Raw genomic sequence first — 25,271 nt, 5'->3', positions numbered from 1 at the left:
ATTGAACGACTGAAATGACCGAGAAAACCCATGCATCGCTCGCGATACCGGCGCGAGATCCCGGCGAAGGTCCCGCGCTGCCGCCGCGCAACGTCGAGTGGAAGCGCGCGAAGATTGCGCTATGGATCGTGCTCTTTCTGTTCTCGCTGGGCGCCGTGCGAACCGTGGTTGTCGACATCATGCACAGCCGTTCCATCGACGCCACCACACGGCAGAACACGCGACAGTACGTGAATATCGTCACGCCGACGCAGACCGATCGCGGCGGCGAGACGCTTTTGCCCGGCACGTTGCGCGGCTTCGTCGAGTCGCCGATCTTCGCGCGCGCGACCGGCTATCTGCTGCACTGGTACGTCGATATCGGCGCGCGCGTGAAGCAGGGTCAGTTACTCGCCGATCTCGACACGCCCGAGATCGACCAGGAACTCGCGCAAGCCGTGGCTCAACGTGACCAGACGAACTCGAGTCTCGGTCTTGCCAAGAGTTCGCTCGCGCGCTGGCAGCAGTTGCGCGGACGCGATGCGGTGTCGCAGCAGGAGCTAGATGAACGCCAGAGCACGTATAACCAGGACGTCGCCAATCTCGCAGCGGCCGATGCCAACGTGCGGCGTCTGAAGCAACTCGAATCGTTCAAGCGGATCGTCGCGCCGTTCGCAGGCGTGGTGACGCAACGCAACGTCGATGTCGGCGATCTGATCGATGCGGGAAGTGGCGCGAGCCGCGCGCTCTTCGCGCTGGCGCAATCGGACCCGTTGCGCGTATACGTGCAGCTTCCGCAGGCATATGCGCAGAACGTGACGAGCGGGCAGCAGGTCGTCGTGACGCAGGCGGAATTGCCCGGCGAGCAGTTTCGCGGCACGATCACGCACATCTCGGGCGCGATCGACGTGCCCACGCGCTCGCTGCAAGTCGAAGTGACGCTGCCCAATCCCGATGGCAAGCTGCGGCCTGGCGCCTATGTGCAGGTCGCGCTGCCGTCGGCCGCGCGCGCACGGCTGCTCGTGCCCGGCAACACGCTGCTCTTTCGCGCGGAAGGTCCGCGCGTGGCCGTCGTCGATGCAAACGGTCTGGTGCATCTGCACAAGATCGTGATTGCGCAGGACCTCGGGCAGTCGCTCGAAATCGAAAGCGGCATCGACGCGACGGACAAGGTCATCGTCAATCCGAGCGATTCGATCGCGGATGGCGATCAAGTCGTCGTCGCGGCTGCGGCGCCGAACCGGAAGCGGGCATCATGAAGCACGCATCGTTTCTTGGCGTGCTCTTCGCTGCACTGCTGTCAGCGTGCACGGTCGGCCCCGATTACGCCCGTCCGCACGCCGACGCCCCGCCCGCCTGGAAGACCGATTCGTACTGGCGCCTCGCGGAGCCGTCGCATGCGCCGCTTGCGCCCGACTGGTGGCTCGGCTTCGACGATCCGTTGCTCGACACGTTGATGGCGCAGGCACTCGCGCAGAACGAAACCCTTGCCGCCGCGAGCGCGCATTACGCGCAGGCGAAGGCCACGCTCGCGAACACGGCGGCGCAGCGCGCGCCGGAGATCGACCTTAACGCGCAGGCGTCGCGTTCGCGGATCTCCAGCAACCGGCCGCTCACCAACTATGCGCAGGCAAACCACTCGACGGTGCAGAACGACCCTCAGCTTGGGCCCGCGATCGACTACGACACGGACCTCTTCGGCCGTATCCGTCGACAGGTCGAAGGTGCGGCGGCATCGGCGGAACAATCAGCCGATGATCTCGCCAACGCGCGGCTCATCCTCACCACGGACCTCGCCACCGATTACTTTTCGATGCGCGAACTCGATGCCGAAATCGACGTGCTCGATCGATCTGTGGTGCTACAGCAAAAGGCGCTCGATTACGTGACCGCGCAGCACGATCTGGGCGCGGTATCGGGTCTCGACGTGCTGCAACAGCAGTCGCTGCTCGACTCCACACGCGTGCAGGCGCGCTTGCTGCACACACAGCGCGCGCAATTCGAGCACGCGATCGCGGCGCTCACCGGCGTGCCCGCGCCGCAGTTCTCGATCGAGCCCAAGCTGATCACGAGCACCGTTCCCGCGATCCCGCTAGGCGTCCCGAGCGACGTGTTGCAACGGCGTCCCGACATCGCATCGGCCGAGCGCGCGATGGCTGCGGCGAACGCACAGATCGGCGTCGCGAAGGCGGCGTTTTTCCCGAGCGTCACGCTCAACGGCAGCATCGGCTGGGAGAGCACGCAGTTCGCGAATCTCCTGAGCGCGCCGAGCCTGCTCTGGATGCTCGGCACGACGGTGGGGCAAGTCGTGTTCGATGGCGGCCGGCGCGCGGCCGACGTCGACTTCGCGAACGAAGGCTATAAGGCTGCCGAGGCGAATTATCGTCAGACGGTGCTCAACGCGTTTCAGCAGGTGCAGGACGGGATCGTCGGACTGTCGGTCCTCGACGATGCCGCGAAGGAATCGCACGCGGCCGTGACCGATTCGCAGCGCCTGCTGTCGCTCGCGAACGATCGCTACTCGGGCGGACTCGTCGCGTATCTCGACGTCATTACCGCACAGCAATCGCTGCTGCAAAGCGAACGCCAGGACGTACAGATTCGCGGGCAGCAGTGGAATCTTTCGGTGGCGCTCGTCAAAGCGCTGGGCGGTGGCTGGGATGCGGTGTCGATCGAACAGGTCACTTCGCGCACGCCGCAATAGCGCTGCATGCTCAGATCAGCTTGCCTGGATTGAGGATGCCGTGCGGATCGAGCGCGCGCTTGATCGCGGTCATCGCGGCGATTTCTTCGGGCGAGCGCGAGAGCGGCAGGAACTCGCGCTTGAGCAAGCCGATGCCATGCTCCGCCGACACCGATCCGTGATACGGCACGATAAGGTCGTACACGAACGCATAAACGTCGTGATGCGAGACGCGGGGCACCGAGTGTCCATCGACGGTGACGTGCAGATTCGAATCGCCGATGTGGCCGAAGTAGTACGTGCGGTTCGACGGCCAGCGCGCATCGAGCGCGGCGCGGCACTCATCGACGAAGCGCCCTATCGATCCGATCGGCAGGCTCACGTCGAAATTGACTGGATCGAGCCGCGCCGGAAACTCGGCCGTGCATTCGCGGATGCGCCATAGCGCGCGCGCATCGCTCACCGACTGCGCGACGATCGCGTCTCGCACAGCGTTTGCATCGAATGCATCGGCGAGGAAAGTTGCGAAGCGCTCGCCCGTGTCGCTTGCATCGAAGCCCGCGTGCTCGATCAGCGCGTAGAGCGGATGCTCCGCCTCGAACGGCGAACGCGCCGATGGCGTGAGCGACACGCCGAAGTCGAAGAAGTCCGGCCACATGATTTCGAAAGCGCCGATGTCGTTGCCGAAGCGCGCCGAGAGCTTGCGCAGCAGCGCGACGGCGGCGTCGTATCCATCGACCGCGACGAGCGCCGTATGCCGAGAAGCGCGCGGCGGATGCAAGCGCAACACCGCGCGCGTGATGACGCCGAGCGTGCCCTCCGAGCCGATGAAAAGCTGCTTCAGGTCGTAGCCCGTGTTGTTCTTGATCATCTTGTTCATCGAACTGAGCACAGCGCCGTTCGCGAGCACCGCTTCGATTCCAAGCACTTGTTCTCGCGCCGTGCCCGACTGGATCACGCGATTGCCGCCCGCATTCGTCGCGAGATTGCCGCCGATCTGGCACGAGCCGCGCGCGCCGAGATCGAGCGCGAGTTCGAAGCCCGCCGCTTCGGCTGCTTCCTGCGCGGCCTGCAGCGTGGTGCCGGCGAGCACGGTCATCGTGGCCGAGGCCGTGTCGATTTCCTCGATGCCCGCGAGCTTTTCCAGCGAGAGCGCGATGTCCGTCGCGCTTGCAATCGCGCCGCCCGCGAGCCCCGTCATGCCGCCTTGCGGAACGACGGGCTGATGCGCCTCGTGGCAGATCGCGAGCGCGCGCGAGACTTCCTGCGTCGAGCGCGGCACGAGAAGCGCGGCCGCGCGCGCGGGCGCGTGGCGGGTCCAGTCGGTCATCGAGCGCTCGCCGATCTCGTCGCCGACGCGAACGCGATCGTCGCCCAATGCTTCGCGCAGCGCAGCAATCGTCGCTTGCAAAGGCGCGCTCATGCCGCCGATCCTTGCTGCTCGGCCGCGCGTTTCTTCCGATAACCCATCGAATCGTTGATGCGCCCGAGGATGTAGTCGCCCGCCGCGACCGGCGCGTGATGCACATCGGCGGCTGGCGTACCGAGATCGGCCGGATCGACGGTTGCACCGTAAGTCGGATCGTAGAACGTCGCGATCGAATAGCGCTCGCGGCCCGACGAATTGATCACGCGATGCAGCGTCGACCGAAAGCGATCGTTGGTCCAGCGCGCGAGCAAATCGCCGACGTTCACGACGAAGCTGCCGGGAATCGGCGGCGCGTCGATCCACGTGTCATTCGCGATCTCGCGCACTTGCAGGCCGCCGACCTGGTCCTGCCACAGCAGCGTGATGCAGCCGTAGTCGGTATGCGGGGCGACGCCGAACTGATCGGCATCGGATTGCGGCGGCTGCGGCGGGTAATAGACCATTTGCGTGCGCTGCATGCGCTTCGTGTAGCGCGACGCGAAAAAATCCTCGTCGATGCCGAGACTCTTCGCGACCGCGCGCAGCAGATGGCTGCCACATTCGCCGATGGCTTCGTAATAGCCGTAGAGCGCGGGCTGCAGTTCGGGCATGAAGTCCGGCCAATTGTTCGGGCCGCGCAACGCCTGGCCCGCTTGCACATCGGGATCGTCCTCCGGCAGTTCGAGGCCGATGCTGAAGAACTCCTTATAGTCGGGGCGCTTCGCCTGATACATCGTCGCGTCGCCGAGCGAGTTGAAGCCGCGATGCCGGTGATTGACCGCTGCGCGCCGTTTGGTATCGACAGGGAACGCGAAGAACTTGCGGGCGGCTGCTTCGGCTGCATCGATCACGGCTTGCGGCACGCCGTGATTCACGATGTAGAAGAAGCCGATCCTGCTGCAGGCTTCGCGAATCTCGCGGCCTACGCGTTCGAGCGCGGCAGGGTCGCCTGTGCGGACGCCGGCGAAATCGATGAGAGGGATGGTTGCGGGGGACGGCATCGGCGGGGTCCTCGTGAATGACAGAGATACAGGGCGCGTCACCGGTTGTATATACCGCCAAATCGTGGGGTGCAAGTTGCGGTGCAGCGCAAAAAAACAGCGCTTCACCTAAGGGTTTCCCACCCGTTTTTTCTTTTTGGCCGCTGAAATTTCGCGGTATATACTGCCTCGCAACCTCACACGATTCGACGAAAAAAACCCGCTTGGCACCTCCGGAGACTCACTGATGAAAATCCTTGCAGGCTGGAAAAGTGGTGTGCTGATGCTGGCACTGTGCGCCGCGAGCGTGTGCGCCCACGCCGAAGATCAACTCGCGAAGGTCAAGAAAGCGGGCGAACTAGTAGTCGGCACGGAGATGCAGTTCGCCCCGTTCGACTTCCTCGAGAACGGCCAGCAAGCGGGCTTCAACAAGGACCTCTTCGCCGAAATCGGCAAGGAGATGGGCGTAAAGGTGCGCTTCATCGACCTGCCGTGGCCGAGCGTGCTGCCCGGTCTCGAAGCCGGCAAGTTCGACATGGTCGGCGGCCCGATCACGGTCACGAAGGCGCGCATGGAGCGCTACACCTACACGCTCCCCGTCGCCGATGCCACCGACGCCTTCCTCAAGCGCGCCAACGATTCCAGCCTCAAGCAATCGTCCGATGTAGCGGGCAAGACGGTCGGCGGCGGCAAGGGCTCCGCGCAGCTCGATCAACTCAAGACCTACGCGGCCACCTTGCCGAAACCGCCGGAAATCCGCGAATACGTCGACAACAACCAGGCCTACGCGGATCTCGCGGCGGGCCGCATCGTCGCGGTCGCCAATTCGATGACCAACATCGCGTACGTCGCGAAGCAGCGGCCCGAGACGTTCGCCGTCGTGCAGCCGCCGTTCGGCGCGAAAGTGTATTTCGCGTACTGCCTGCGCAAGGACGCGGACAGCAAGCCGCTCGCTGATGCCTTCAACAACGCGCTCCTTAAACTCAGCAAAGACGGCCGCCTCGCGACGCTGCAGAAGAAATGGTTCGGCGTAGCGATGGAAGTCCCCGCGACGCTGCCCGCGCCGAACTACTGATTCAAACGGCAGGCTAAAAGCACTTATGTTCAGCGCGACCGTCTTCCTGCAAGGCATTCCGCTGCTGTTGCAGGCGGCGGTCGCGACGATCGGCATCTCGCTCGCCGGGCTCGTGATCGGCTTCTTCGTGGCGATCGGCGTGTGCTCGGCGCGGCTCTCGCCGCATCGCGCGTGGCGCATGGCGGGCGGCGCGTACGTGTTCTTCTTTCGCGGCGTGCCGATGCTCGTGCAACTGCTGCTCGTCTATTACCTGCTGCCGTTCGCGGGCATCAACGTGCCGCCGCTCGTCGCGGCGATCAGCGCGGTGTCGCTTTGCTCCGCGTCGTACATCGCGGAAATCTTGCGCGGCGGGTTCCTCAGCATCGCGCCGGGACAAATCGAAGCGGCGCGCATGCTCGGCCTCGCGCCCTTCGATACCCTGCGCCGCGTCCTCGTCCCGCAAGCGTTCAAGCTGACGCTGCCATCGCTCGTCAACGAGATGGTGCTGCTCATCAAGGCGTCGTCGCTGATCTCGGTGGTCGGCATCGCGGAGATCACGCGCACCGCTCAGAACATCGCCGCGAGCACCTATCGGCCGCTCGAAGCGTATGTCGCCGCGGGCATCATCTACTTCGTGATCTGCGGCGCGCTCTCGCTCGTCGCGCATGCCGCCGAAGTCCGGTTGCAGCACGCCTGAGGCCACGTCATGCAGCAATTCGATCCGTCCGTCATCACGCACAATCTGCCCGCGATCGGCGCCGGACTCGCGACGACGCTCGGCACCTGGATCGCGGGCGTCGTGCTCGGGCTCGCGATCGGTTTCGTCATTGCGCTCCTTCAACTCGTATGCGGCCGATGGGTACGCGGCCTGCTGCGCGCATACATCGAACTCTTTCGCGGCACGCCGTTTCTCGTGCAGCTCTTTTTGCTGTACTACGGCGGGCCGTCGTTCGGCATCACGCTCGAACCGTTGACAGCGGGCGTGCTCGGCCTCGGCCTCTATGGCAGCGCGTATTTCGCCGAAGCGTTCCGTTCGGGCTTTCGATCGGTGCCGCCGGGGCATCTGGAAGCGGCGTCATGTCTTGGCATGTCGCGCTGGCAGGCCGTCGTGCGCATCCAGATTCCGCAGATGTTCGTGCTGATCGTGCCCGCGCTCGTCAACCTGATCATCGTGCTCAGCAAGGAGACGGCGGTGCTCTCCATCGTGACCGTTCCCGAGCTCACGTTCGTGATGACGGGCATCGGTTCGGCGACGTTCGCCTTCGTCGAAACGCTGCTCGCGCTATGCGTCTGCTATCTGCTGCTCGTCGAACTCGCGTCGCGCGCGGGCCTCTGGGCCGAGGCGCGGCTCACGCGCTTCATGGCCTGATTTGATGGATAGATACCGATGACCGTCATGATCGATCTCCCCGCCTCCACTTCCGAGCCCGCCGTGTTCGAAGTGCCGCCTCCCGCGCCGCTGATCGAAGTGCGCAACCTCGGCAAGCGCTTCGGTGAAGTGGAAGTGCTGCGCGGCGTCGATCTCGACATCGGGCGTTCGGAAGTCGTATGTATCATCGGTCCGTCGGGGTCGGGCAAGAGCACGCTCCTGCGCTGCCTCGCCGCGCTCGAAACCTACGACGAAGGCGAAGTGCGCATCGAAGGGGAACTGCTCGGCTATGGCGAGCGCAATGGCCGGCGCGTGCGCGCGTCGCAGGGCGAGATCAATCGCGTGCGGCGCAACATCGGCATGGTGTTCCAGCAGTTCAATCTGTGGCCACACATGACCGCGCTCGAAAACGTAATGGAAGCGCTCCTGCGCGTGCGCCGCTTGTCACGCGCGCAGGCGAAGCAGCGCGCCAACGCAATGCTCGACACCGTCGGCCTTGCCCACAAGGGCGATGCGTATCCCGCGAAGCTCTCGGGCGGGCAGCAACAGCGCGTCGCGATTGCACGCGCGCTCGCGATGGAGCCGCACATCATGCTCTTCGACGAGCCGACGTCCGCGCTTGATCCCGAACTCGTCGGCGAGGTGCTGCAGGTGATGAAGCAGCTCGCGCGCGACGGCATGACGATGGCCGTCGTCACGCACGAGATGGGCTTCGCCGCGCAAGTCGCCGACAAGGTCATGTTCATCGATCAGGGACGCATCGCCGTGCAGGGCCGTCCGCGCGAAGTCTTTCACGACGCGGAGCATCCACGCCTGCGCCAGTTCCTGCAGAACTACTTCGACCGCAACGCGTTCTGGACGCGCGGCAGCGAAGGGACGCCGCTGTGAGCAAGATGACGCGCATCGTGCGTGCAACGCTTGACTGAGGAGAAGGCGCCATGTCGGGAACGATGCACGCACCACCTCCGGAAGCCTCTCTTACCGAACCTGAAGCCCCGCTCGCGCGCTATGCGCAGGTCAAGACCTACATCCGCGGCAAGATCGAAGCGGGCACGTGGCAGCCGGGCGATCGCATTCCGTCGGAGTTGAGTCTCGTCGAATCGCTCGGTGTCTCGCGCATGACGATCAACCGCGCGCTGCGCGAACTGACGGGCGAAGGCTGGATCACGCGCCTGTCGGGCGTCGGCACGTTCGTCGCCGAGGCGAAGCCGCAGTCAACGCTTCTGATGATCGCGCACATCGGCGACGAGATTCGCGCGCGCGGCCATGAATACACCTACGAGACACTTCTCGTGCAGCGCGAGAGCGCGCCGCCCGCGGTATCGAATGCGCTGAGCCTGCCGCCGAGTTCATCGGTGTTTCATCTGATCTGCGTGCATCGCGAGAACGGCGTGCCGGTCCGTCTGGAGGATCGCTATGTGAATCCGGCCGTCGCGCCGGCGTTTCTCGACCAGGATTTCAGGTCGGTGCGGCCTTCGGAATATCTCTCGGCGACGGTGCCCGCGCACGAAATCGAGCACGTCGTCGATGCGTGCCTGCCTACGCGCTCCGAAGCCGATCTGCTCGAAATCGCGCCGCACGAGCCCTGCCTCACGCTCGTGCGCCGCACATGGACGGGCAGCGTCGCGGTGACGTTCGCGCGTTTCGTGCATCCCGGGTCGCGCTACCGGCTGGGATGCCGCTTCAAACCCGACGATTCTCGCTATCAAAGCTGAAGTACGCGGCAATCCGCAGACGAATCGCACCGCACGCATTTACAGAAAACGCATTTAAAAGCGGTCGCTGGTTCACTACACTGATCAATGGATTCGCTGCGTCGTCACGCCTCCGCGTTCGCCGCGCATGACGCATCAAGCAACCCCGCAACAATAGAACGAACTGTCACGGGATCCGAACCATGACGGGCACAGTCGCTGCATGCCGCGCGCCGCGCGGCATCGGCCGGGTACGCCTGGCCTTGATCACCGCTCTCTGCGCTTCCAGCACATGCGCGATCGCCGCGCCGGGCGGGGGGCAAGTCGTCGCCGGTTCCGCATCGATTTCGGCGAGCGGGTCGAATACGGCAGTGCAGCAGAACTCCAGCCGGCTCGTGATCAACTGGAATTCGTTTGACACGCGTCCCAACGAATCGATTACGTTCAACCAGCCGGGCGCGCAGTCGATCGCCTTGAATCGCGTCACCGGACAGAATCCGTCCGCGCTGCTCGGCCGGCTCGACGCCAACGGGCAGGTGTTCATCGTCAATCCGCGCGGCGTGCTGTTCGGCGCGGGATCAACGGTCAATGTCGGCGGGTTGATCGCGTCGACGCTTCAGATCTCGAACCGCGATTTCCTGCACGGGCGCTACGCGTTCCACAAGGACGGCGACGGCGGCGCCGTCGTCAACCAGGGCGCGATCGCCGCCGCGCCGGGCGGATACGTCGCGCTGATCGGACGGCGCGCCGTCAACGACGGCTCGATCAGAACGCCCGGCGGCTACGCGGCAATCGCAGCCGGAAGCCGCGTCACGGTGACGCTCGGCGATCATCAGATGGTCGGGCTCTCCGTCGAGCAGGGCGTGCTCGATGCGCTCGCGTCCAATCGCGGCCTGATCGAAGCGGACGGCGGGCAAGCGCTGCTCGCCGCGAAGGGCCGGGACGCGCTGCTCGCGGGCGTCGTCAACAACAGCGGCGTGATCGTCGCGCACAGCGCGGTCAGCCAGAACGGCGTGATCCGGCTCGTCGCGGATTGCGGCACGGCGCTCGTCGGCGGCGTGCTCGATGCATCGGCGCCGAACGGCGGCGACGGCGGCATCATCGAAACATCGGGTTCGCGCGTGAAAATCGCACCCGACGCGGTTCTCTCGACGGCGGCGCCGCAGGGCACGACCGGCGTCTGGCTGATCGCCGCGCGCGATGTCAACGTCGGCAACGGCCAAGGCCGCGCCGACGTCACCGGCGCCGCGCTTTCGCGCGCGCTTGGCACGACGAACGTCGCGATCGGCTCGGCCGATCCGGCCGCAATCAACCCCGGCACGATCTCGATCAACGATGCCGTCACGTGGAACACGTCGAACGCGCTCGTGCTTATCGCGGGCGACGGCATCCGCGTGAACGCGCCGGTCAGCGCGCCTGGCGGCGTCGTGCTGTTCGGCACCCGTTCGACGGTGACGCAGACCGCCCCGATCGCGGCGGCAGGCGTCGCGCTCGACGGCAGCCGGGGCCAGTATCGCCTCGACAATGCATCGAACCGCATTGGTATCGTCGCAGCGAACGCGGGGTCGGTCACGCTCGTCGACAGCGTGCCGCTCACGGTGGGTGCGGTCGGGACCGTTTCGGGCATCACGGCTTCCGGCCCGGTCACCTTGCACGCGCCGACGATTACGCTAGACCCGCCGATCGTCAGCACGGCGACGGGCACCGCGGTGACGCTCGTGGCCGACGCGGGCTTCGTCAACCTCATCGGCCCGAACGCGATTTCGACGCCAAATGGACGCTGGCTCGTCTTTTCGAGCAACCCCGACGCCGACACCTTCGGCGGCCTGCAAAGCGGTAACCTCGCGTTGTGGGGCGTGGCGCCGTCGAGCGGGAGCGGCGTGCCGGCTGCGGCGAGCGGCAACCGCTTCGTTTTCGCGGTGCAGCAACAGGCCGAACTGACCGTGAGTCCGGACATCGCGAAGACCGTCGGCATGACGCGCGTGCTCGGGCCCCAGGACGTGTCGTTGAGCCTGCGCTATACGGGCGCAACCTACGGCAACGCATTTACCGACAGCCCCACGACGCACGAGCCGTTCACGTTCACCGTGACGAGCGCCGGCACGGGGCCGGACGCGGCGCCCGGCATCTATACGATCACCGTGACGCCGGGGTCTGCCTTGCCCGCGGGGTATCGCGTCGTCACGTCGGGCGGCACGCTGCGCGTCGCGGGGACGGCGCAACCCGTGCCGCCTGTCCCAACTGTTCCACCCGTTCCACCCGTTCCACCCGTCCCGCCGATTTCGCCCGAGGCACCCGAAGTGCCTGCAACACCGATCGCGACCGCGCCGGCCGTGCTGACCGCGCCCGCCGTCATCAACGCGGTGCAAACCGTCGCCGCCGAAACAGCAGACGATTCCGGTCGCACGGCGCTTGCGCTCCCCACCGGCCTGGCGAGGCCCGCGACGCCGGTCGTCCAGACGACGAGCGACCCCGCGAGCGACGGCAGCCGCCTGCCCGACGATGCGTGGCCCGGCAACGTATGCCGGATGTGATGCGTCGTCATCGTCGGAAGCGCTCGGATGGCGCCGGAAAGCGCCATGCCGTGCGCATACGGTGGACGGCGATCGCGCTCGCGATCGGTGCCCACGGCGCGCATGCGCAGGTCCCGCAGATCGTCCCGAACGCTGGCAGCACGCTTCGCGAGCAGCAGCAACAGCCGGCGCCCGCGCCACCGCCATCGGACTTCCGGCTGCAGGTGGCGCCCCCGCCCGCCGCGACGCCGGTGCCGTCATCGGGCGGGATTCGCTTTGCCGTCAGCCGGTTCGAGCTGAGCGGCAACACGGCGATCGCGACGCCCGACCTGCTCGCGCTGCTGACCGACGACACCGGCCCCGCCCGCTCGCTCGACGACCTGAATGCCGCCGCCGCGCGCATCAACGCTTACTACCGAGCGCACGGCTACCTGGTCGCGCGCGCCTACGTGCCGCCGCAGCAGATCGACAACGGCCTCGTGCGGATCGCGATCAGCGAGGGGCGTTACGGCACGGTCGAACTCGCGAACCAGTCGCGCACGCGCGATTCGGTGCTCAAGCGCTTCGCCACGCCCGAGCGCCTCGGCGACGTGATCGACGAAAACAAGCTCGCTCGCGCGACGCTTCTGATGCAGGACGTGAGCGGTACGACCGGCGCCAGCGCGACGGTTTCGCCGGGTGCAGCGCCCGGCACGTCCGACCTGACCTTGCAGGTGCCGGCCGCGCGCCCGCTCTCGGGCACCGTGCAGGTCGACAACTTCGGCGAGACGTCGACGGGCTCGGCGCGCGTCATCGGCACGATGCTGTGGAACAACCCGCTCGGACTCGGCGACCAGCTCGGCGTGCGCGCGCTCACCTCGATCACCGGACAGACCTACGGAAACATCGGCTACACCTTGCCGCTCGGCGGCAGCGGCCTCGCGTGGAGCGTCGCGTACACGCGCTCGACGTACGTCGTCGGCGGCGATTTCAGCGCGCTCGATGCGCACGGCAGCGCAAACGTCGTCTCGACCTACCTGAGCTATCCGCTGCTGCGTTCGGTGAACGCCAACGTCTACGCCACGCTCGGCATCGACCACAAGCTGCTCGCCGACGACCTCGGCGCCTTCGGCACCGCCGACGACAAGAACAGCGACGTCGGCCGCCTGGGTTTCTCGGGCAACCTGACGCTCGCGAGCAGCATCACCACGTTCGACACGACCGTGCAGCAAGGCAATCTGCGCCTCTCCGATCCCCAGCCGCAGCAAGTCGCCGCGCAGGAGGCCGCGCAGACCGTCGGCGCGTTCACGAAGTTCGTGTACTCGTTCACGCACACGCAGGCACTGACCGACGCGACACAGGTCTACGTCGCGCTCAACGGCCAGTTCACGTCGCGCAACCTGGATTCGTCGGAGCAAATGTCGCTCGGCGGACCGTACGCCGTGCGCGCCTACGCCACCGGCGACGGCGCGCTCGACGAAGGCTACGTCGCCACGCTGGAACTGCGGCAGTCGATCCGGCAGTCGTTCGTGCCGGGGCTTTTCACGCTGTTCGGCTTCCTCGATACCGGCGACGGCAAGCTCGCCGCGCATCCGTTCGTGCCGGGGACGAACCACTTGCGGCTCTCGGGAGGGGGCATCGGCGCCTCGCTCGTAGCGCCGGGCAACTACCTGCTGATGATGTCGTACGCGCACACGCTCGGCTACGTGCCCTCGACGCTCGGCACCGGCCACGCGAACCGCTTCTGGCTCACGCTGGCGAAGTCGTTCTAACCGATCCGCGAAAATCGTGAACCCGTTCCGTGCGATTGCTTCCTGCCTCTGCCTCGTGCTCCTCCTCTTCACGAGCGCGCCCGCTGGCGCGGCCGGCCCGGTCGCGACGGTCACGGCGCTGGTCGGCAGCGTCGCGATCGAATCAGCGGGCGGGGCGAAGCGGCTTGCGGCGGTCGGCGGCGCGGTCGAGAACGGCGACACCGTCGAGACCGCGGCGGGGTCGGAGATCGTGATGATCTTCACCGATCATCAGCGCGTCTACCTGAAGCCGGGCACGATCTTCCGCGTCGACGACTTCAACTACGCCGCCGCCGATGCCTCGCAAAGCCGCAGCTTCCTTTCGCTCGTGAAAGGCGGCTTGCGCATGCTCGACGGGCTCGTCGCGAGCGAGGGCAAGGGGCAGAACTACAAGCTGAAGACACCGACCTCGACGATCGGCATCCGTGGCACCGAGTACTCCGTGACCGATTGCGGCGACGACACCGCGTGCCAGGGCGATCAGATCGTCGTGTTCGCGGGCGAGATCATCGTCACCAACGAACACGAAAAACGCGTCGTGCGCGCGGGCGAAGGGGTGATCGTGTTGAGCCCGATCGCGCCGTTCCGGGTGCTGCCCGCGGGCCGCGTGACGCCGGTCGTGCCATCGGCGGCGTGCCGTTGACCGCCCGGAGGCATCGCGCGTGACCGCCGTCCACGACTCGACTCGCGCCAGCCGGACTGCGCAGGCGTCGGCGCTGGCGCTCGATGCTCTCGCCGGCACGCTCGCCGCCGTGCTCGCGCTCTCCTACGCGATCGGCTACGGCGCGATGATCTTCAGCGCGAGCCTCGCGCCGTGGCTCGCGGCCGGCATGCCGGCGGTGCTCGTCAGTTGCGTGGTGGTGGGACTGGTGATCTCGCTGACGAGTTCGGTGCCGTTCATGATCGGCGGCCCGGATTCAAACGCGGCGGCACTGCTCGCGGGCATCGCGTCCGCCGTCGCGATGAACGTGCGCGCGGGCGGCGGCAGCAATCAGGCGGCGCTCGCGACCGTGCTGATCCTGCTCGCGACGGCCTCGCTCACGACGGGCGCTCTGCTCTACGCCCTCGCCCACTGGAAGCGCGGCAACGCGATCCAGTACATCCCGTTTCCGGTCGTCGGCGGCTTTCTCGCGGGCACGGGTTTTCTGATCCTCGAAGGCGCGTTTCGGGTAATGACTGGCGCGCCGCTCACGTTGCGCGCCCTGCCCCTGCTCGCAAATCTGTCGTGGCTCGATGCCGCGCCCGCACTTCTGGTCGGCGCGGGGTTGCTGATCGGCGCGAAGCTCACGCGGCGCGTGGCGCTCGTGCCGCTCGTAATTCTCGCGGGGGTCGTCGTGTTCTATGCGGGGCTTTTCGCGACCGGGCAATCGCTCGACAGCGCGCGCCATGCGGGCCTGCTCTTCCAACCCGAGCCGATCCGCGATCTACGCCTGCCGGTCGTGCTGCTGCGCGATGCCTGGCTCGCGCCGCTCGTCTCGCACGCGGCGGAGATCGTCGCGGTCGCGGCCGTCACGGCGATGACCGTGCTGCTCAACACGACGAGCGTCGGCGTCAGCACGTCGCACGATATCGACTTCAATCGCGAACTGCGCAGCGCCGGGTTGTCGAACGTGCTGACGGGCGCGCTCGGCGGCACCGCGGGATGCCAGTCGACGAGCCGCACGCTGATGAACTGGCGCGTGGGCGTCCGGGGGCGCCGCGCGGGTGTGTTCGGCGCGCTGATCTGCCTCCTCGTGATCGGCGCGCTGCCAGACCTGATCGCGCTCTTCCCGAAGCCTGTCGTAGTCGGGCTGCAAATCTATCTCGGCGGCGCGATGCTCGCCGAATGGCTCTTCTATTCCTTCCGGCGCCTTCCGTGGCACGACTACCTGCTGATCCCCGCGATGATGCTGATCATCGCGACGCATGGCATCGTCGCGGGCGTCGTGCTGGGCGTCGTGGCCGCGTGCCTGCTGTTCGTCGTGCGCTATGGCCGCATCAACTGCATTCGCGCGGAGTTCAACGGGCGCGCTCGCCGCTCGAACGTGGAGCGCACCGTCGACGAGAACCGCCTGCTCGATCGCGAGGCCGCGCGGCTCTATGGCATCGCGCTGCAGGGATTTCTGTTCTTCGGCACGTCGCACTCGATCCTCGCGCACATGCGCGCGCGGATCGAAAGCTCGCGCGCGACGGCGGATGGCGGCGTGCGCTTCGTGCTGGTGGATTTCGGCCGCGTGCACGGCGTCGATGCATCCAGCACGGCGAGCTTCGTGCGGCTGCGCCAGGCGTGTCTGCGCGCGGGCGTGGAACTGGTGCTGACCGGATTGTCGACGCCGTTGCAGGCGTGGTTCCGCAAAGGCGGGACGCTGGTGGCCGCCGTACATGAATTCGACGATCTGGACCGAGGCCTCGAATGGATCGAGGACGAACTGCTCGCTAGCAGCCGCGCCGCCGCGCAACGTTCGCCCGATCCCGGCGAGTCGCGCTTGCCCGAGAGCCTGCGCGCGTTGCGGCCGCACCTCGACACGGTGCTGCTCGCGGCCGGCGAGTTCCTGTTCCGTCAGGCCGATCCGGGCGATTCGGTATATTTCGTCGAATCGGGGCGCGTATGCGTGGCGCTCGCGCTCGACGACGGCAAGACGATGCGCCTGCGCAGTTTCGGCGCGGGCACGATCGTCGGGGAGATGGCGGTGTACACCGGCGCAAAGCGCAGCGCCGACGTGATCGCCGAGACGCCGGCCGTGGTCCTGCGCCTCGCGCTGCCGACGCTCCGGCGCCTGGAAGCAGAAGACCCGGCGCTCGCGTCGCGCTTTCACGAGTTCGTCGTGCGGATGCTGGCGGCGCGGCTCGCGGTCGCGAATGAACAGTTGCGGACGTCGCACTAAAGGCGTGAGGCCCATTTGAAACTGCACGCATTGCGCTATGCCGCCAGCCTCGCGATCGTGTTCGCGCTGCTCGGGCACGTGCTGAATCGCTACGACGTGCGCTTCATCGATACGCTCGACGCGCTGATCTACGACACCAAGGTGCAGCTCACGATGCCGCGCACGGTGGACAGCCGCATCGCGATCCTCGATATCGACGAAAAGAGTCTCGCGGAGCTCGGCCGCTGGCCGTGGGACCGCGCGCGCATGACAACGCTCGCCGATACGCTTTTTACGCGCGAGGGCATCGCGCTGCTTGCGTTCGACATCGTCTTCGCCGAGCCGGACGCGAGTTCGGGACTCGCGGCGCTCAATCGCCTCGCAAACGGCGATCTTCGCGACGACCCGCAGTTCCAGCGCACGCTGCCGGGCCTCGCCGCGCAACTCGACTACGACCGCCGCTTCGCCGATGCGCTCGAAGGCCGGCCCGTCGTGCTCGGCTATTACTTCGCGAATCAGGCGCAGACGAGCGGCGCGATTCCACCGCCGGTACTGCCCGCGCGCGCCTTCGACCCGCATCCGATGACGCTCTTCGACTGGAGCAGCTATGGAGGCAACCTGCCGTCGCTGCAAAAAGCCGCGCGTCGTGGTGGCTTCTTCAACCCGGTGATCGACTTCGACGGCTCGGTGCGACGCGTGCCGCTCGTGACCGAATATCGCGGCGCGGTGTACGAGGCGCTGTCGCTGGCGGTCGTGCGCGTGCTCCTGGGCAGCGCGCCGCTCTCCCTCGCCTTCGATGCCCCCGCCGACGCCAGCTCCACGCTCTCCGCGCTCACGCTGCGCACGCCGCGCGGCACGCTCGCGATCCCCGTCGATGCGAACGGCGCCGCGCTCGTGCCGTATCGGGGCAGGCAGGGCAGCTTTCCATACTATTCGGTCGCGGACGTATTGGCGGGCCGCATCGCTGCGGGCGCGCTGCGCGGCAAGATCGTGCTGCTCGGCACGACGGCGCCGGGCCTCGTCGATCAGCGCACGACACCGGTCGGCGAAGTGTTTCCGGGCGTCGAGGTCCATGCGAACCTGATCGCCGGCATGCTCGACGGCTCGATCCGCTCCGAGCCCGCATCGGCGGGCGTGCTGCAGGCGCTCGTGCTCGCCGTCGCGGGCCTCGCGATGATCTTCGCCTGGCCGTGGCGCGTCCCCGCCCGCGCGACGCTGCTCACGATCCTGCTGACGGGCGCCGTGATCGCGGGCGATCTCGCGCTCTGGCGCCATGGCGCGTGGTCACAGCCGGTCGCCGCGCTGCTGCTCGCGATCGGCGCGCTGTTCGTGCTGAACATGTCGTATGCGTTTTTTGTCGAATCACGCACGCGGCGACACATCACGCGCCTCTTCGGCCAGTATGTGCCGCCCGAACTCGTCGAGGAGATGAGCCGGCATCCGGAGAGCTACAGCATGGCCGGGCGCCGCGCCGAACTGACCGTGCTCTTCTCCGACGTGCTCGGCTTCACCGCCATCGCCGAGACGCTCGAACCGGAAGCGCTCGCCGAGTTGATGAACGAGTATCTCGGCACGATGACGGCCGTGATGCGCGACGAGCGCGGCACGCTCGACAAATACATCGGCGACGCGATCATGGGCTTCTGGGGCGCGCCGGTCGAGGACCGCGATCACGCGCGGCGCGCGGTGTCGGCGGCGCTGCGCATGCGCGCGGTACTCGTCGACCTGAACCGCGCGTTCGCCGCGCGCGGCTGGCCGACGCTCTGGGCGGGCATCGGCGTGAATACAGGGCCGATGACGGTCGGCGACATGGGATCGTCGGTGCGCAAGGCGTACACCGTCATGGGCGATGCCGTGAATCTCGCGGCGCGGCTCGAAGGGCTGACGCGACACTATCGCGTGGAGATTCTGGTCGGCGAAGCGACGCGCGCGCGTACGGAGGAAGTCGTGTATCGCGAGATCGATCGCGTGCGGGTGCTCGGGCGCGCGACACCCGTCGCCGTGTTCGAGCCGCTCATGACGCGCGCCGCGTGGGACAGCGCCGATCCCGCCGAGCACGACGACCTCAAACAATGGCACGCGACGCTCGCGCACTATCGCGCGCGGCAGTGGGCGGCGGCGTCCGCGAAGCTCGCGGCGCTGGTCGAGCGGCATCCGGGCTGTGGGCTTTTCATGGTGTATCGCGAACGCATCGCGCTGCTGCAAGCCACGCCGCTCCCCGACGACTGGGACGGCGTCCATACGTTCGATACGAAGTGAGCTGGCTTACAACGCCGCGCGCAACGCATCGTCCGCGCTCGCGAGCCGCGCCGCCATGATCTTCACGACGAAACGGTGCCACTGCTGCGCCGTCACCGGATCGTCGCGTTCGAGGCGCTGCAGCGCGTCGAGCGACATCTTCCAGAGGCGCGCGGGTTCGTCGGCGAAGACGTTGGCGCTGCGCGGCCTGCGCGAATAGACCGCCATCTCGCCGACGATCGTCCCCGGTCCGAACGTCCGCAGGCGCACGGAGCGCCCGTCGGCGAATGGCAGCGACACCGTCACGTGTCCACGCTCGACGATGAACATCGCGTCGCCCGGCTGGCCGTGCAGAAAGAGCGGCTCGCCCTGATCGACCTCGCACATCTCAAGGCAGTCCATCAGACGGCTCAACGCATCGGGCGTGAAGTGCAGCGCGAGCGTCTTGTGGAAGTCGGCTTCGCCGTCGGCGCGTGCCTTCGCGCCGCCCTCCAGTTGCCGCTCCTCGATCCATTCGAGCCCCGCATCCAGCGTGGCGAATTCGAGATCGCCGGGATTCAACGCCCCCGTGCGCGCCAGCAACGCGCGCGAGCGGGCGGGCAGCGCGGTCAGCACGAGCACCGCCCCGCGCGTCTTGCACACCTGATGCAGCTTCATGAAACTGACCGACACCGACGCATCCATCCCGTTGGTCGCCTGAAAATCCAGCACGACGTAGCGCACCGGCATCGGCGTGTCCTGCTTCAGCCGCTCGCGCAGACGATGCACGATCGAATTGGCCGTGCCGAAGAACAGGAACCCTTGCAGGCACGATCCGCATACCTGGTGGCCGCGCTGCTTGAGCCACTGCGCCTGTTCGAGCGTGCGCTCGACGTTCGACGTGCGCGTGCTGCCATCGAACTCCATGCGCACGCAACTCACGCGGCCATACAGCAACGCGAACTTCACGCACGCGGCGAGCACGCCGGCCGCAACGCCCGCGACCACGCCATAGAACGCGATCACGCCGAGGATCAGCGGCACGAGCAGATAGTCGCCGAGATCGAGCTTGCCCCACGCGCCGACGAGCCAGTCCATCAGCAGGCGCAGCCCCATGAAAACCTGCAGCCCGACGAGCACCGGCACCGGAAAGAGCGCGACCAGATCCGGCGACACAGCCAGCACCACGAGACACGCGAGCGCGGCGAACACGCCCGCGACGCGGCTCGTCGCGCCGGCGCGCGCGTTGAGCATCGAGCGGTTGTACGACTGATAGCCGACCATGCCGCCGAGCATCCCGCTCGCGATGTTGGCGAGGCCCGCCACGCGCATTTCGCGGTTCAGGTCAACGTCCTGTCCGGTCGCGTTGCCGATGGCGGTGGCGTTCATCAGAATCGTGATCGCCGATACCGATGTCACGACGAGCGTCTCCGGCAGATGCGCGACGATCGCGTGCCAGTCGATATCGCCTTTAGTGAAGGAACCCGGCAGATGCAACTCGGGAATCTGCAGCCCATGCAACGGCACATGAGGCAGCAGCAGGCCCATGCCGCGCGCCTCCTCGATGCCGATGCCCGCGACCCGCAACAGCCCATAGAACACGACGATGCCGAAGCCGAGCGTCAGCGGCAGCGCGGCCACGTTCTTCCACGTGCGATGCAGAACCGTCGCCAATGTGCCGACGAAGAGCGCAGGCGCCCACGCGAGCCAGTGCAGATGTGTGACGAGCGGCAGCGCCTGCCAGGTCGGCGCGTGGCCCGTCAGCACGCGAAACGCGCCCGCGAGCAGCAGATAGCCCGTGCCGGCGAGAAAGCCGCCGAGCACCGGATAAGGCAGGAACTGCAGCGAGCGGCTGCGTTTGGACGACCCGATCGCGAGCAGGATGACACCCGTTACGAGCGAGCACAGTGCGATCGAAATCAGCACGGTCAAGAGGATGGCGGCGGGCGTTCCGCCGTTCGCGCGCACGCTGCTCGCGACACCCGCCGCGACGCCGACGAGGAACGCCGTCGCGTTGCTGTCGGGGCCGCCGATGCTCATCCGCATCGAACTGGTGAGCGCGATGACGAGCGCCGTCACGACGCAACTGACGAGCGCGGTCGGCACGCCGAGTTCCGCGTAGCGCGCGAGGTCGGCGCTGAAGATCATCATGCCGAGGCTCATCGCGTAGCAGAGCATGACGAGCGTCGATATCGTGCCGGCGGAGAGGTCGCCGATCACGCGCGCGATGCGCTCGCCTCTTCGCGGCACGATGGCCGATCCTGCTGTGCCTGGCTTCACGGCGCTCTCCCGGGGAATGCGGGACGGTGCTGGCGGATTGCGGGACGCAGAGAACGACGGTGGGAAACAGGGCCCCGGGGCGACTCCGGGAGGCCGGTCCGTCGGTGAGTATCCGCCGTGGCGCGCGGGCGTGTCAATTTGCAAGGCGCGGTGCGCTGCGCCGCGGCCTACACTGTAATTGCACGCCGTTCGAATCATCTGACGTGACGGGAGTCGTGGCGATGGATATCGGTCAATGGCTCGACGCGCTCGGGCTCGGACAATACGCACAGTCGTTCGCCGATAACGACGTCGATCTCGCCATGCTCGCGCAGCTATCGGATGCCGATTTAAAGGAGATCGGCGTCGCGTCGCTCGGGCATCGCAAGCGGCTGCTGGCTGCGATTGCCGAACGCTCCGAGCCGACGTCTGCGCCCTCTTCAGACGAGCGCCGTCAAGTCACGATCCTCTTCGCCGACCTGTGCGGCTTCACCGCGCTGTCACACACGCTCGACCCGGAGGAACTGAACGAGCGCATCGGCCGCTATACGGCGCTCGTCGACGACATCGTGCTCGGCTACGGCGGCACGATCGACAAGCACATCGGCGACGCCGTGATGGCCCTCTTCGGCGCGCCGCGCGCCCACGACAGCGACGCGCTGCGCGCCGCCCGCGCCGCGCTCGACATCCACGCGGCGCTCGCGGATCTCGGCAAGCTCGCGGCGCATCCGCTCGTCGCGCATATCGGCATCGCGAGCGGCGAGGTGATCGCGGGCACACACCGCCGTGCGGGCGTTCGCGACTACACGGTCATCGGCGATTCGGTGAATCTTGCCGCGCGCCTGGTCGATGCCGCCGGCCCCGGCGACACGCTGATCGCCGACGGCCTGCGCCGCGCGCTAGGCGAGGCCGTCAGCGCCGACGCCCTCGGCGAAATGCGCTTCAAGGGCATCGAAGCGCCCGTGCGCGTGTGGCGCCTGACCGGCATCGAAGGCGAGCGTTCGAGCGACAACCGCAGCCGCTTCGTCGGGCGCAAGGCGGAGCTGGAGCAGTTCCGGGGCATCGCGCGGGCGTGTCTGGCGGCGCTCGCCGGGCAGGCTGTCTATGTGCGCGGCGAAGCGGGAATCGGAAAGTCGCGGCTTGCCGAAGAGATGCGACGCACGGCCGAGGCGCTCGGTTTCGCAACGCATCGCGGCCGCGTGCTCGACTTCGGCATGGGTCGCGGGCAGGACCCGGTTCGCGCGATCGTCGGGAGTTTGCTCGGGCTCGCGCCCACGGCCGATGTCGTCGAACGCGGCGAGACGGCGCTGCGCGTGGCCAGGGCCGATCAGTTGATGTTCCTGCACGATCTCCTCGACCTGCCGCAAACCGGCGAATGGCGCACGCTTTACGACGCGATGGACAATCGCGCGCGCGATCGCGGCAAGCGGGCGCTCGTTGCGTCGCTCGTGCAGGGCGCGTGCGTGCGCGGGCCGGTGCTGATCGTCGTCGAGGACTTGCACTGGGCCGATCCGCAAACGCTCGGCTTTCTCTCGGCGATCGCGTCGGCTTTGGCGAACGGGCCGGGCCTCGTCGTGATGACATCGCGCGTCGAGGGCGATCCGCTCGACGCCGCGTGGCGCGCGAGCTGCCGCGGCACGCCGTTCGCGACGATCGACCTCGGCCCTCTGCGACGCACCGAGGCACTCGATCTCGCCGAAAGTTTCATCGATGCGACCCAGCGCGTCGCACTGGCGTGCATCGAACGGGCTGACGGCAATCCGCTCTTTCTCGAACAACTGCTGCGCAACGCGGAGGAAGGCCGCGACGAAGCCGTGCCCGCGTCGATCCGCAGCCTCGTCCTCGCGCGCATGGACCGCCTGCCCGCGCTCGACCGGCAGGCTTTTCAGGCCGCGGCTGCGATCGGCCAGCGCTTCGGGCTTGCACTGTTGCGGCAACTGATCGACGCGCCGGACTACGTGTGCGACGGGCTCGTCGCGAACGCGCTCGTGCTGCCCGAAGGTGATGATTTTCTGTTCGCGCACGCGCTGATTCAGGAGGGCGCGTATTCGACGCTGTTGCATGCGCGGCGCCGCGAGCTGCATCGGCGGGCGGCGGAATGGTTCGCGGCGAGCGACCCGGTACTGTGCGCGCAGCATCTGGACCGCGCGGAGGACGCGCGCGCCGCGCATGCCTATTTCGACGCGGCGCTTGCACAGCGCGCGGCGTGGCTGCCGGACGATGCGCTGCGCCTGATCGCGCGCGGCCTTGCGATCGCTCGCGACGACGGCGAGCGTCACGCGCTTCGCTGCCTGATGGGCGAATTGCAGCGTGATCTGGGCGAGGTCGGCGCATCGATCGAGACATACCGCATGGCCGTGTCCGCCGCACCCGACGACGCGTGCCTCTGCCGCGCGCAACTCGGGCTCGCGGAGAGCCTGCGCGTGAGTGAGGGGCTGACCGAAGCGCAGGCGCTGCTCGACGCTGCGCAGGAAGTCGCCGAGCGGCACGATCTCGTCGCCGAGCGCGCGCGGCTGCATCATCTGCGCGGCAACATCCTTTTCCCGCTCGGCCGGATCGACGGCTGTCGCGACGAGCACGAGCGCGGTCTCGCTCAGGCGCGCCGCTCGGGTTCGCCGGAAGCCGAGGCGCGCGCGCTCGGCGGTCTCGCGGACGCCGCGTATGCGCAAGGCCGCATGCGCACGGCGTTCGAGCACTTCAGCCGCTGCGTCGAATTGAGCCGCGAGCATGGGCTTGGGCGGATCGAAGTCGCGAACCGGTCGATGGTCGGCTTCAGCCGCATGTACCTGAACGAAGCGCGTCAGGCTCGCGACGACGGCGCAGCGGCGGTGCGCGCCGCCGCGCTCGTCGGCCAGCCGCGCGCGGAGATGCTCGGCGAGACGATGGGCGTGTTCGCCGCGCTCGAACTCGGGCGCGCAGAGGAAACGCGGCTGCATCTCGACCATGAGATGCGGCTGATCAGGCAACTCGGCGCGCGGCGCTTCGAGGCGCAGAATCTGGAGAACCGGGCGCGCTTGCTGATCGACGCGAACGAGCGCGCGAGCGCCGCGCGATTGCTGCGCGAGGCGCTCGCGATCTGCGGCGAGGTGGGAACGCAGTTCAGCGGGCCCAAGGCGCTGAGCGCGCTGAGCCGCGCCATCGAGGATCCCGCCGAACGAATGCAACTGCTTGCGCAAGGCGCGGAGTTGCTGCGGCAGGGCGCGGTCGGCCACAACCATCTTTGGTTCCATCGCGATGCCATCGAGGCGATGCTTGCGGCACGCGATGCGGCAGGAGCGATGCGGCACGCGGTTGCGCTGGAGGATTACACGCGTTTGGAGCCGCTGCCCTGGGCGACGCTCTTCGCGGCACGCGGGCGGGCTCTTGCCGACGTGCTTCAGGGCCGCGCCGACGAAGCGTTGGCATGCGAGCGTCTGCGCGTGCGCGCCGAACTGGCCGATGCGGGATTCGTCACCTGGCTGCCGGCCGTTGACTGGGCGATAGCAATTGGGTGACGCTCATATCGACTTCACTTCGCCGCCATTCAGGCGCAAACAGCGAGCGCCGGGTGATTCCACGAACGTCATCAATTCCGCGATTTCCTCCGGCGTGCCACACCGTGCGGCATGTCAGTAAGCGAGGAAGCTGGCGATGGCCGCCGCGATCTCCTTCGCGTGCGTTTCGAGCGCGAAATGGCCGGTATCGAAGAAGCGCACGTCAGCATCGGGAATGTCGCGCTTGAAGCTTTCCGCGCCCGCAGGCAGGAAGAACGGATCGTTCTTGCCCCACACCGCCAGAAAGCGCGGCCGATGCGTGCGGAAATATTCCTGAAACGCCGGATACAGCGCGACGTTGTTCCGGTAATCGCCAAAGAGGTCGAGCTGGATTTCGTGCGCGCCGGGGCGGCTCAGATAGTAGTCGTCGAGCGAATAGCCGTCGGGCGATAGCGCCGATGGTTCGCTCACGCCATGCGTGTATTGCCAGGTCGTCGTCTCCTTCGTCAGCATCGCGCGCAACGCATCGCGGTTCGCCTGCGTGGGCGCTTGCCAATACGCGCGAATCGGATTCCAGCCTTCGCTCAAGCCTTCTTCGTACGCGTTGCCGTTCTGCGAAACGATCGCCGTGATGCGCTCGGGATGCTTCAGCGCAAGCCGGAAGCCAGTCGGCGCGCCATAGTCAAAGACGTAGATCGCGTATCGATCGAAACCGACCGTCTCGGTGAAACGGTCGATCACGTGGGCGATGTTGTCGAAAGTGTAGGCGAAGGAGTCGCGGCTCGGCATGTCGGATTGGCCAAAGCCCGGGAGGTCCGGCGCGACGATATGGAAGCGGTCCGCGAGCAACGGAATCAGGTCGCGAAACATATGGCTGGAACTCGGAAAGCCGTGCAGCAAAAGGAGCTTCGGCGCGTCGGCCGGACCGGCTTCGCGATAGAAAACCTTGAAACCGTCGACGTCGATATGGCGATGGGCGATCTTGGACATGGCATGTTCTCCGGTGATTGTCGTAACCTTTAAAAGCGTC

General features: G+C 67.1%; 17 protein-coding genes. 13 read left to right on the top strand and 4 right to left on the bottom strand.

Annotation, left to right across the window (positions count from 1 at the left end; genetic code table 11):
- Positions 1 to 14 precede the first annotated feature (14 nt).
- Together AWB65_RS07845 and AWB65_RS07840 are read left to right on the top strand one after the other, a co-directional pair.
- Positions 15 to 1,238, top strand: a complete 1,224-nt coding sequence (locus AWB65_RS07845) for an efflux RND transporter periplasmic adaptor subunit (protein WP_087666618.1) — start codon at positions 15 to 17, stop codon at positions 1,236 to 1,238.
- On the top strand, positions 1,235 to 2,683 hold the full coding sequence (locus tag AWB65_RS07840) for an efflux transporter outer membrane subunit (RefSeq protein WP_087666617.1): 1,449 nt from the start codon (positions 1,235 to 1,237) through the stop codon (positions 2,681 to 2,683). The genes AWB65_RS07845 and AWB65_RS07840 overlap by 4 nt, the downstream gene beginning before the upstream one ends.
- A gap of 10 nt (positions 2,684 to 2,693) precedes the next feature.
- Here AWB65_RS07840 and AWB65_RS07835 read toward each other — a convergent pair whose 3' ends face one another.
- Both AWB65_RS07835 and AWB65_RS07830 read right to left on the bottom strand, forming a co-directional pair.
- Positions 2,694 to 4,085: an FAD-binding oxidoreductase gene (locus AWB65_RS07835; RefSeq protein ID WP_087666616.1), complete on the bottom strand. Its 1,392-nt coding sequence runs from the start codon at positions 4,083 to 4,085 to the stop codon at positions 2,694 to 2,696.
- Positions 4,082 to 5,071, bottom strand: a complete 990-nt coding sequence (locus AWB65_RS07830) for an isopenicillin N synthase family dioxygenase (RefSeq protein WP_087666615.1) — start codon at positions 5,069 to 5,071, stop codon at positions 4,082 to 4,084. Before AWB65_RS07830 ends, AWB65_RS07835 begins: the two co-directional genes overlap by 4 nt.
- A gap of 226 nt (positions 5,072 to 5,297) precedes the next feature.
- Between AWB65_RS07830 and AWB65_RS07825 the strand changes: the two genes are divergently transcribed.
- The 10 genes from AWB65_RS07825 to AWB65_RS07780 all read left to right on the top strand — a co-directional run bounded on the left by AWB65_RS07825 (position 5,298) and on the right by AWB65_RS07780 (position 18,551).
- Complete coding sequence (locus AWB65_RS07825; RefSeq protein WP_087666614.1) at positions 5,298 to 6,125, top strand: transporter substrate-binding domain-containing protein; 828 nt, start codon at positions 5,298 to 5,300, stop codon at positions 6,123 to 6,125.
- A 25-nt stretch (positions 6,126 to 6,150) separates the two neighbouring features.
- Positions 6,151 to 6,801 (top strand): amino acid ABC transporter permease, encoded by a 651-nt coding sequence (locus AWB65_RS07820; RefSeq protein ID WP_087666613.1) that lies wholly within the window; start codon positions 6,151 to 6,153, stop codon positions 6,799 to 6,801.
- Between the two features lie 9 nt (positions 6,802 to 6,810).
- Positions 6,811 to 7,473 carry an amino acid ABC transporter permease gene (locus AWB65_RS07815; protein WP_087666612.1) on the top strand — a complete coding sequence of 221 codons (663 nt, stop codon included), beginning with the start codon at positions 6,811 to 6,813 and terminating at the stop codon, positions 7,471 to 7,473.
- A gap of 27 nt (positions 7,474 to 7,500) precedes the next feature.
- Positions 7,501 to 8,361 carry an amino acid ABC transporter ATP-binding protein gene (locus tag AWB65_RS07810; protein WP_374729737.1) on the top strand — a complete coding sequence of 287 codons (861 nt, stop codon included), beginning with the start codon at positions 7,501 to 7,503 and terminating at the stop codon, positions 8,359 to 8,361.
- 50 nt (positions 8,362 to 8,411) lie between these two features.
- Positions 8,412 to 9,188 (top strand): histidine utilization transcriptional repressor HutC, encoded by a 777-nt coding sequence (gene hutC / locus AWB65_RS07805; RefSeq protein WP_087666610.1) that lies wholly within the window; start codon positions 8,412 to 8,414, stop codon positions 9,186 to 9,188.
- Between the two features lie 182 nt (positions 9,189 to 9,370).
- Positions 9,371 to 11,701: a two-partner secretion domain-containing protein gene (locus AWB65_RS07800; RefSeq protein ID WP_087666609.1), complete on the top strand. Its 2,331-nt coding sequence runs from the start codon at positions 9,371 to 9,373 to the stop codon at positions 11,699 to 11,701.
- 50 nt (positions 11,702 to 11,751) lie between these two features.
- Positions 11,752 to 13,431, top strand: coding sequence for a ShlB/FhaC/HecB family hemolysin secretion/activation protein (locus AWB65_RS07795; protein WP_235007545.1), 1,680 nt, complete (start codon positions 11,752 to 11,754; stop codon positions 13,429 to 13,431).
- A gap of 16 nt (positions 13,432 to 13,447) precedes the next feature.
- Entirely contained in the window at positions 13,448 to 14,092 is a 645-nt protein-coding gene (locus AWB65_RS07790) for a FecR family protein (RefSeq protein ID WP_235007544.1), read from the top strand.
- Positions 14,093 to 14,111: 19 nt separating this feature from the next.
- Positions 14,112 to 16,313, top strand: a complete 2,202-nt coding sequence (locus AWB65_RS07785) for a SulP family inorganic anion transporter (protein WP_087666608.1) — start codon at positions 14,112 to 14,114, stop codon at positions 16,311 to 16,313.
- A gap of 15 nt (positions 16,314 to 16,328) precedes the next feature.
- Positions 16,329 to 18,551 carry a CHASE2 domain-containing protein gene (locus AWB65_RS07780; protein WP_087666607.1) on the top strand — a complete coding sequence of 741 codons (2,223 nt, stop codon included), beginning with the start codon at positions 16,329 to 16,331 and terminating at the stop codon, positions 18,549 to 18,551.
- A 6-nt stretch (positions 18,552 to 18,557) separates the two neighbouring features.
- On the opposite strand, the gene AWB65_RS07775 is transcribed toward AWB65_RS07780, so the two are convergent.
- Entirely contained in the window at positions 18,558 to 20,789 is a 2,232-nt protein-coding gene (locus tag AWB65_RS07775) for a SulP family inorganic anion transporter (RefSeq protein ID WP_087666606.1), read from the bottom strand.
- Positions 20,790 to 21,010: 221 nt separating this feature from the next.
- On the opposite strand from AWB65_RS07775, the gene AWB65_RS07770 reads away from it, so the two are divergent.
- Complete coding sequence (locus AWB65_RS07770; RefSeq protein ID WP_087666605.1) at positions 21,011 to 24,262, top strand: adenylate/guanylate cyclase domain-containing protein; 3,252 nt, start codon at positions 21,011 to 21,013, stop codon at positions 24,260 to 24,262.
- Between the two features lie 114 nt (positions 24,263 to 24,376).
- Here AWB65_RS07770 and AWB65_RS07765 read toward each other — a convergent pair whose 3' ends face one another.
- Entirely contained in the window at positions 24,377 to 25,231 is an 855-nt protein-coding gene (locus AWB65_RS07765) for an alpha/beta fold hydrolase (RefSeq protein WP_087666604.1), read from the bottom strand.
- Positions 25,232 to 25,271 lie beyond the last annotated feature (40 nt).

Source organism: Caballeronia humi (genome assembly GCF_001544475.1).
Classification (GTDB): Bacteria; Pseudomonadota; Gammaproteobacteria; order Burkholderiales; family Burkholderiaceae; genus Caballeronia; species Caballeronia humi.
This window is presented reverse-complemented; position numbering and strand designations above follow the sequence as displayed.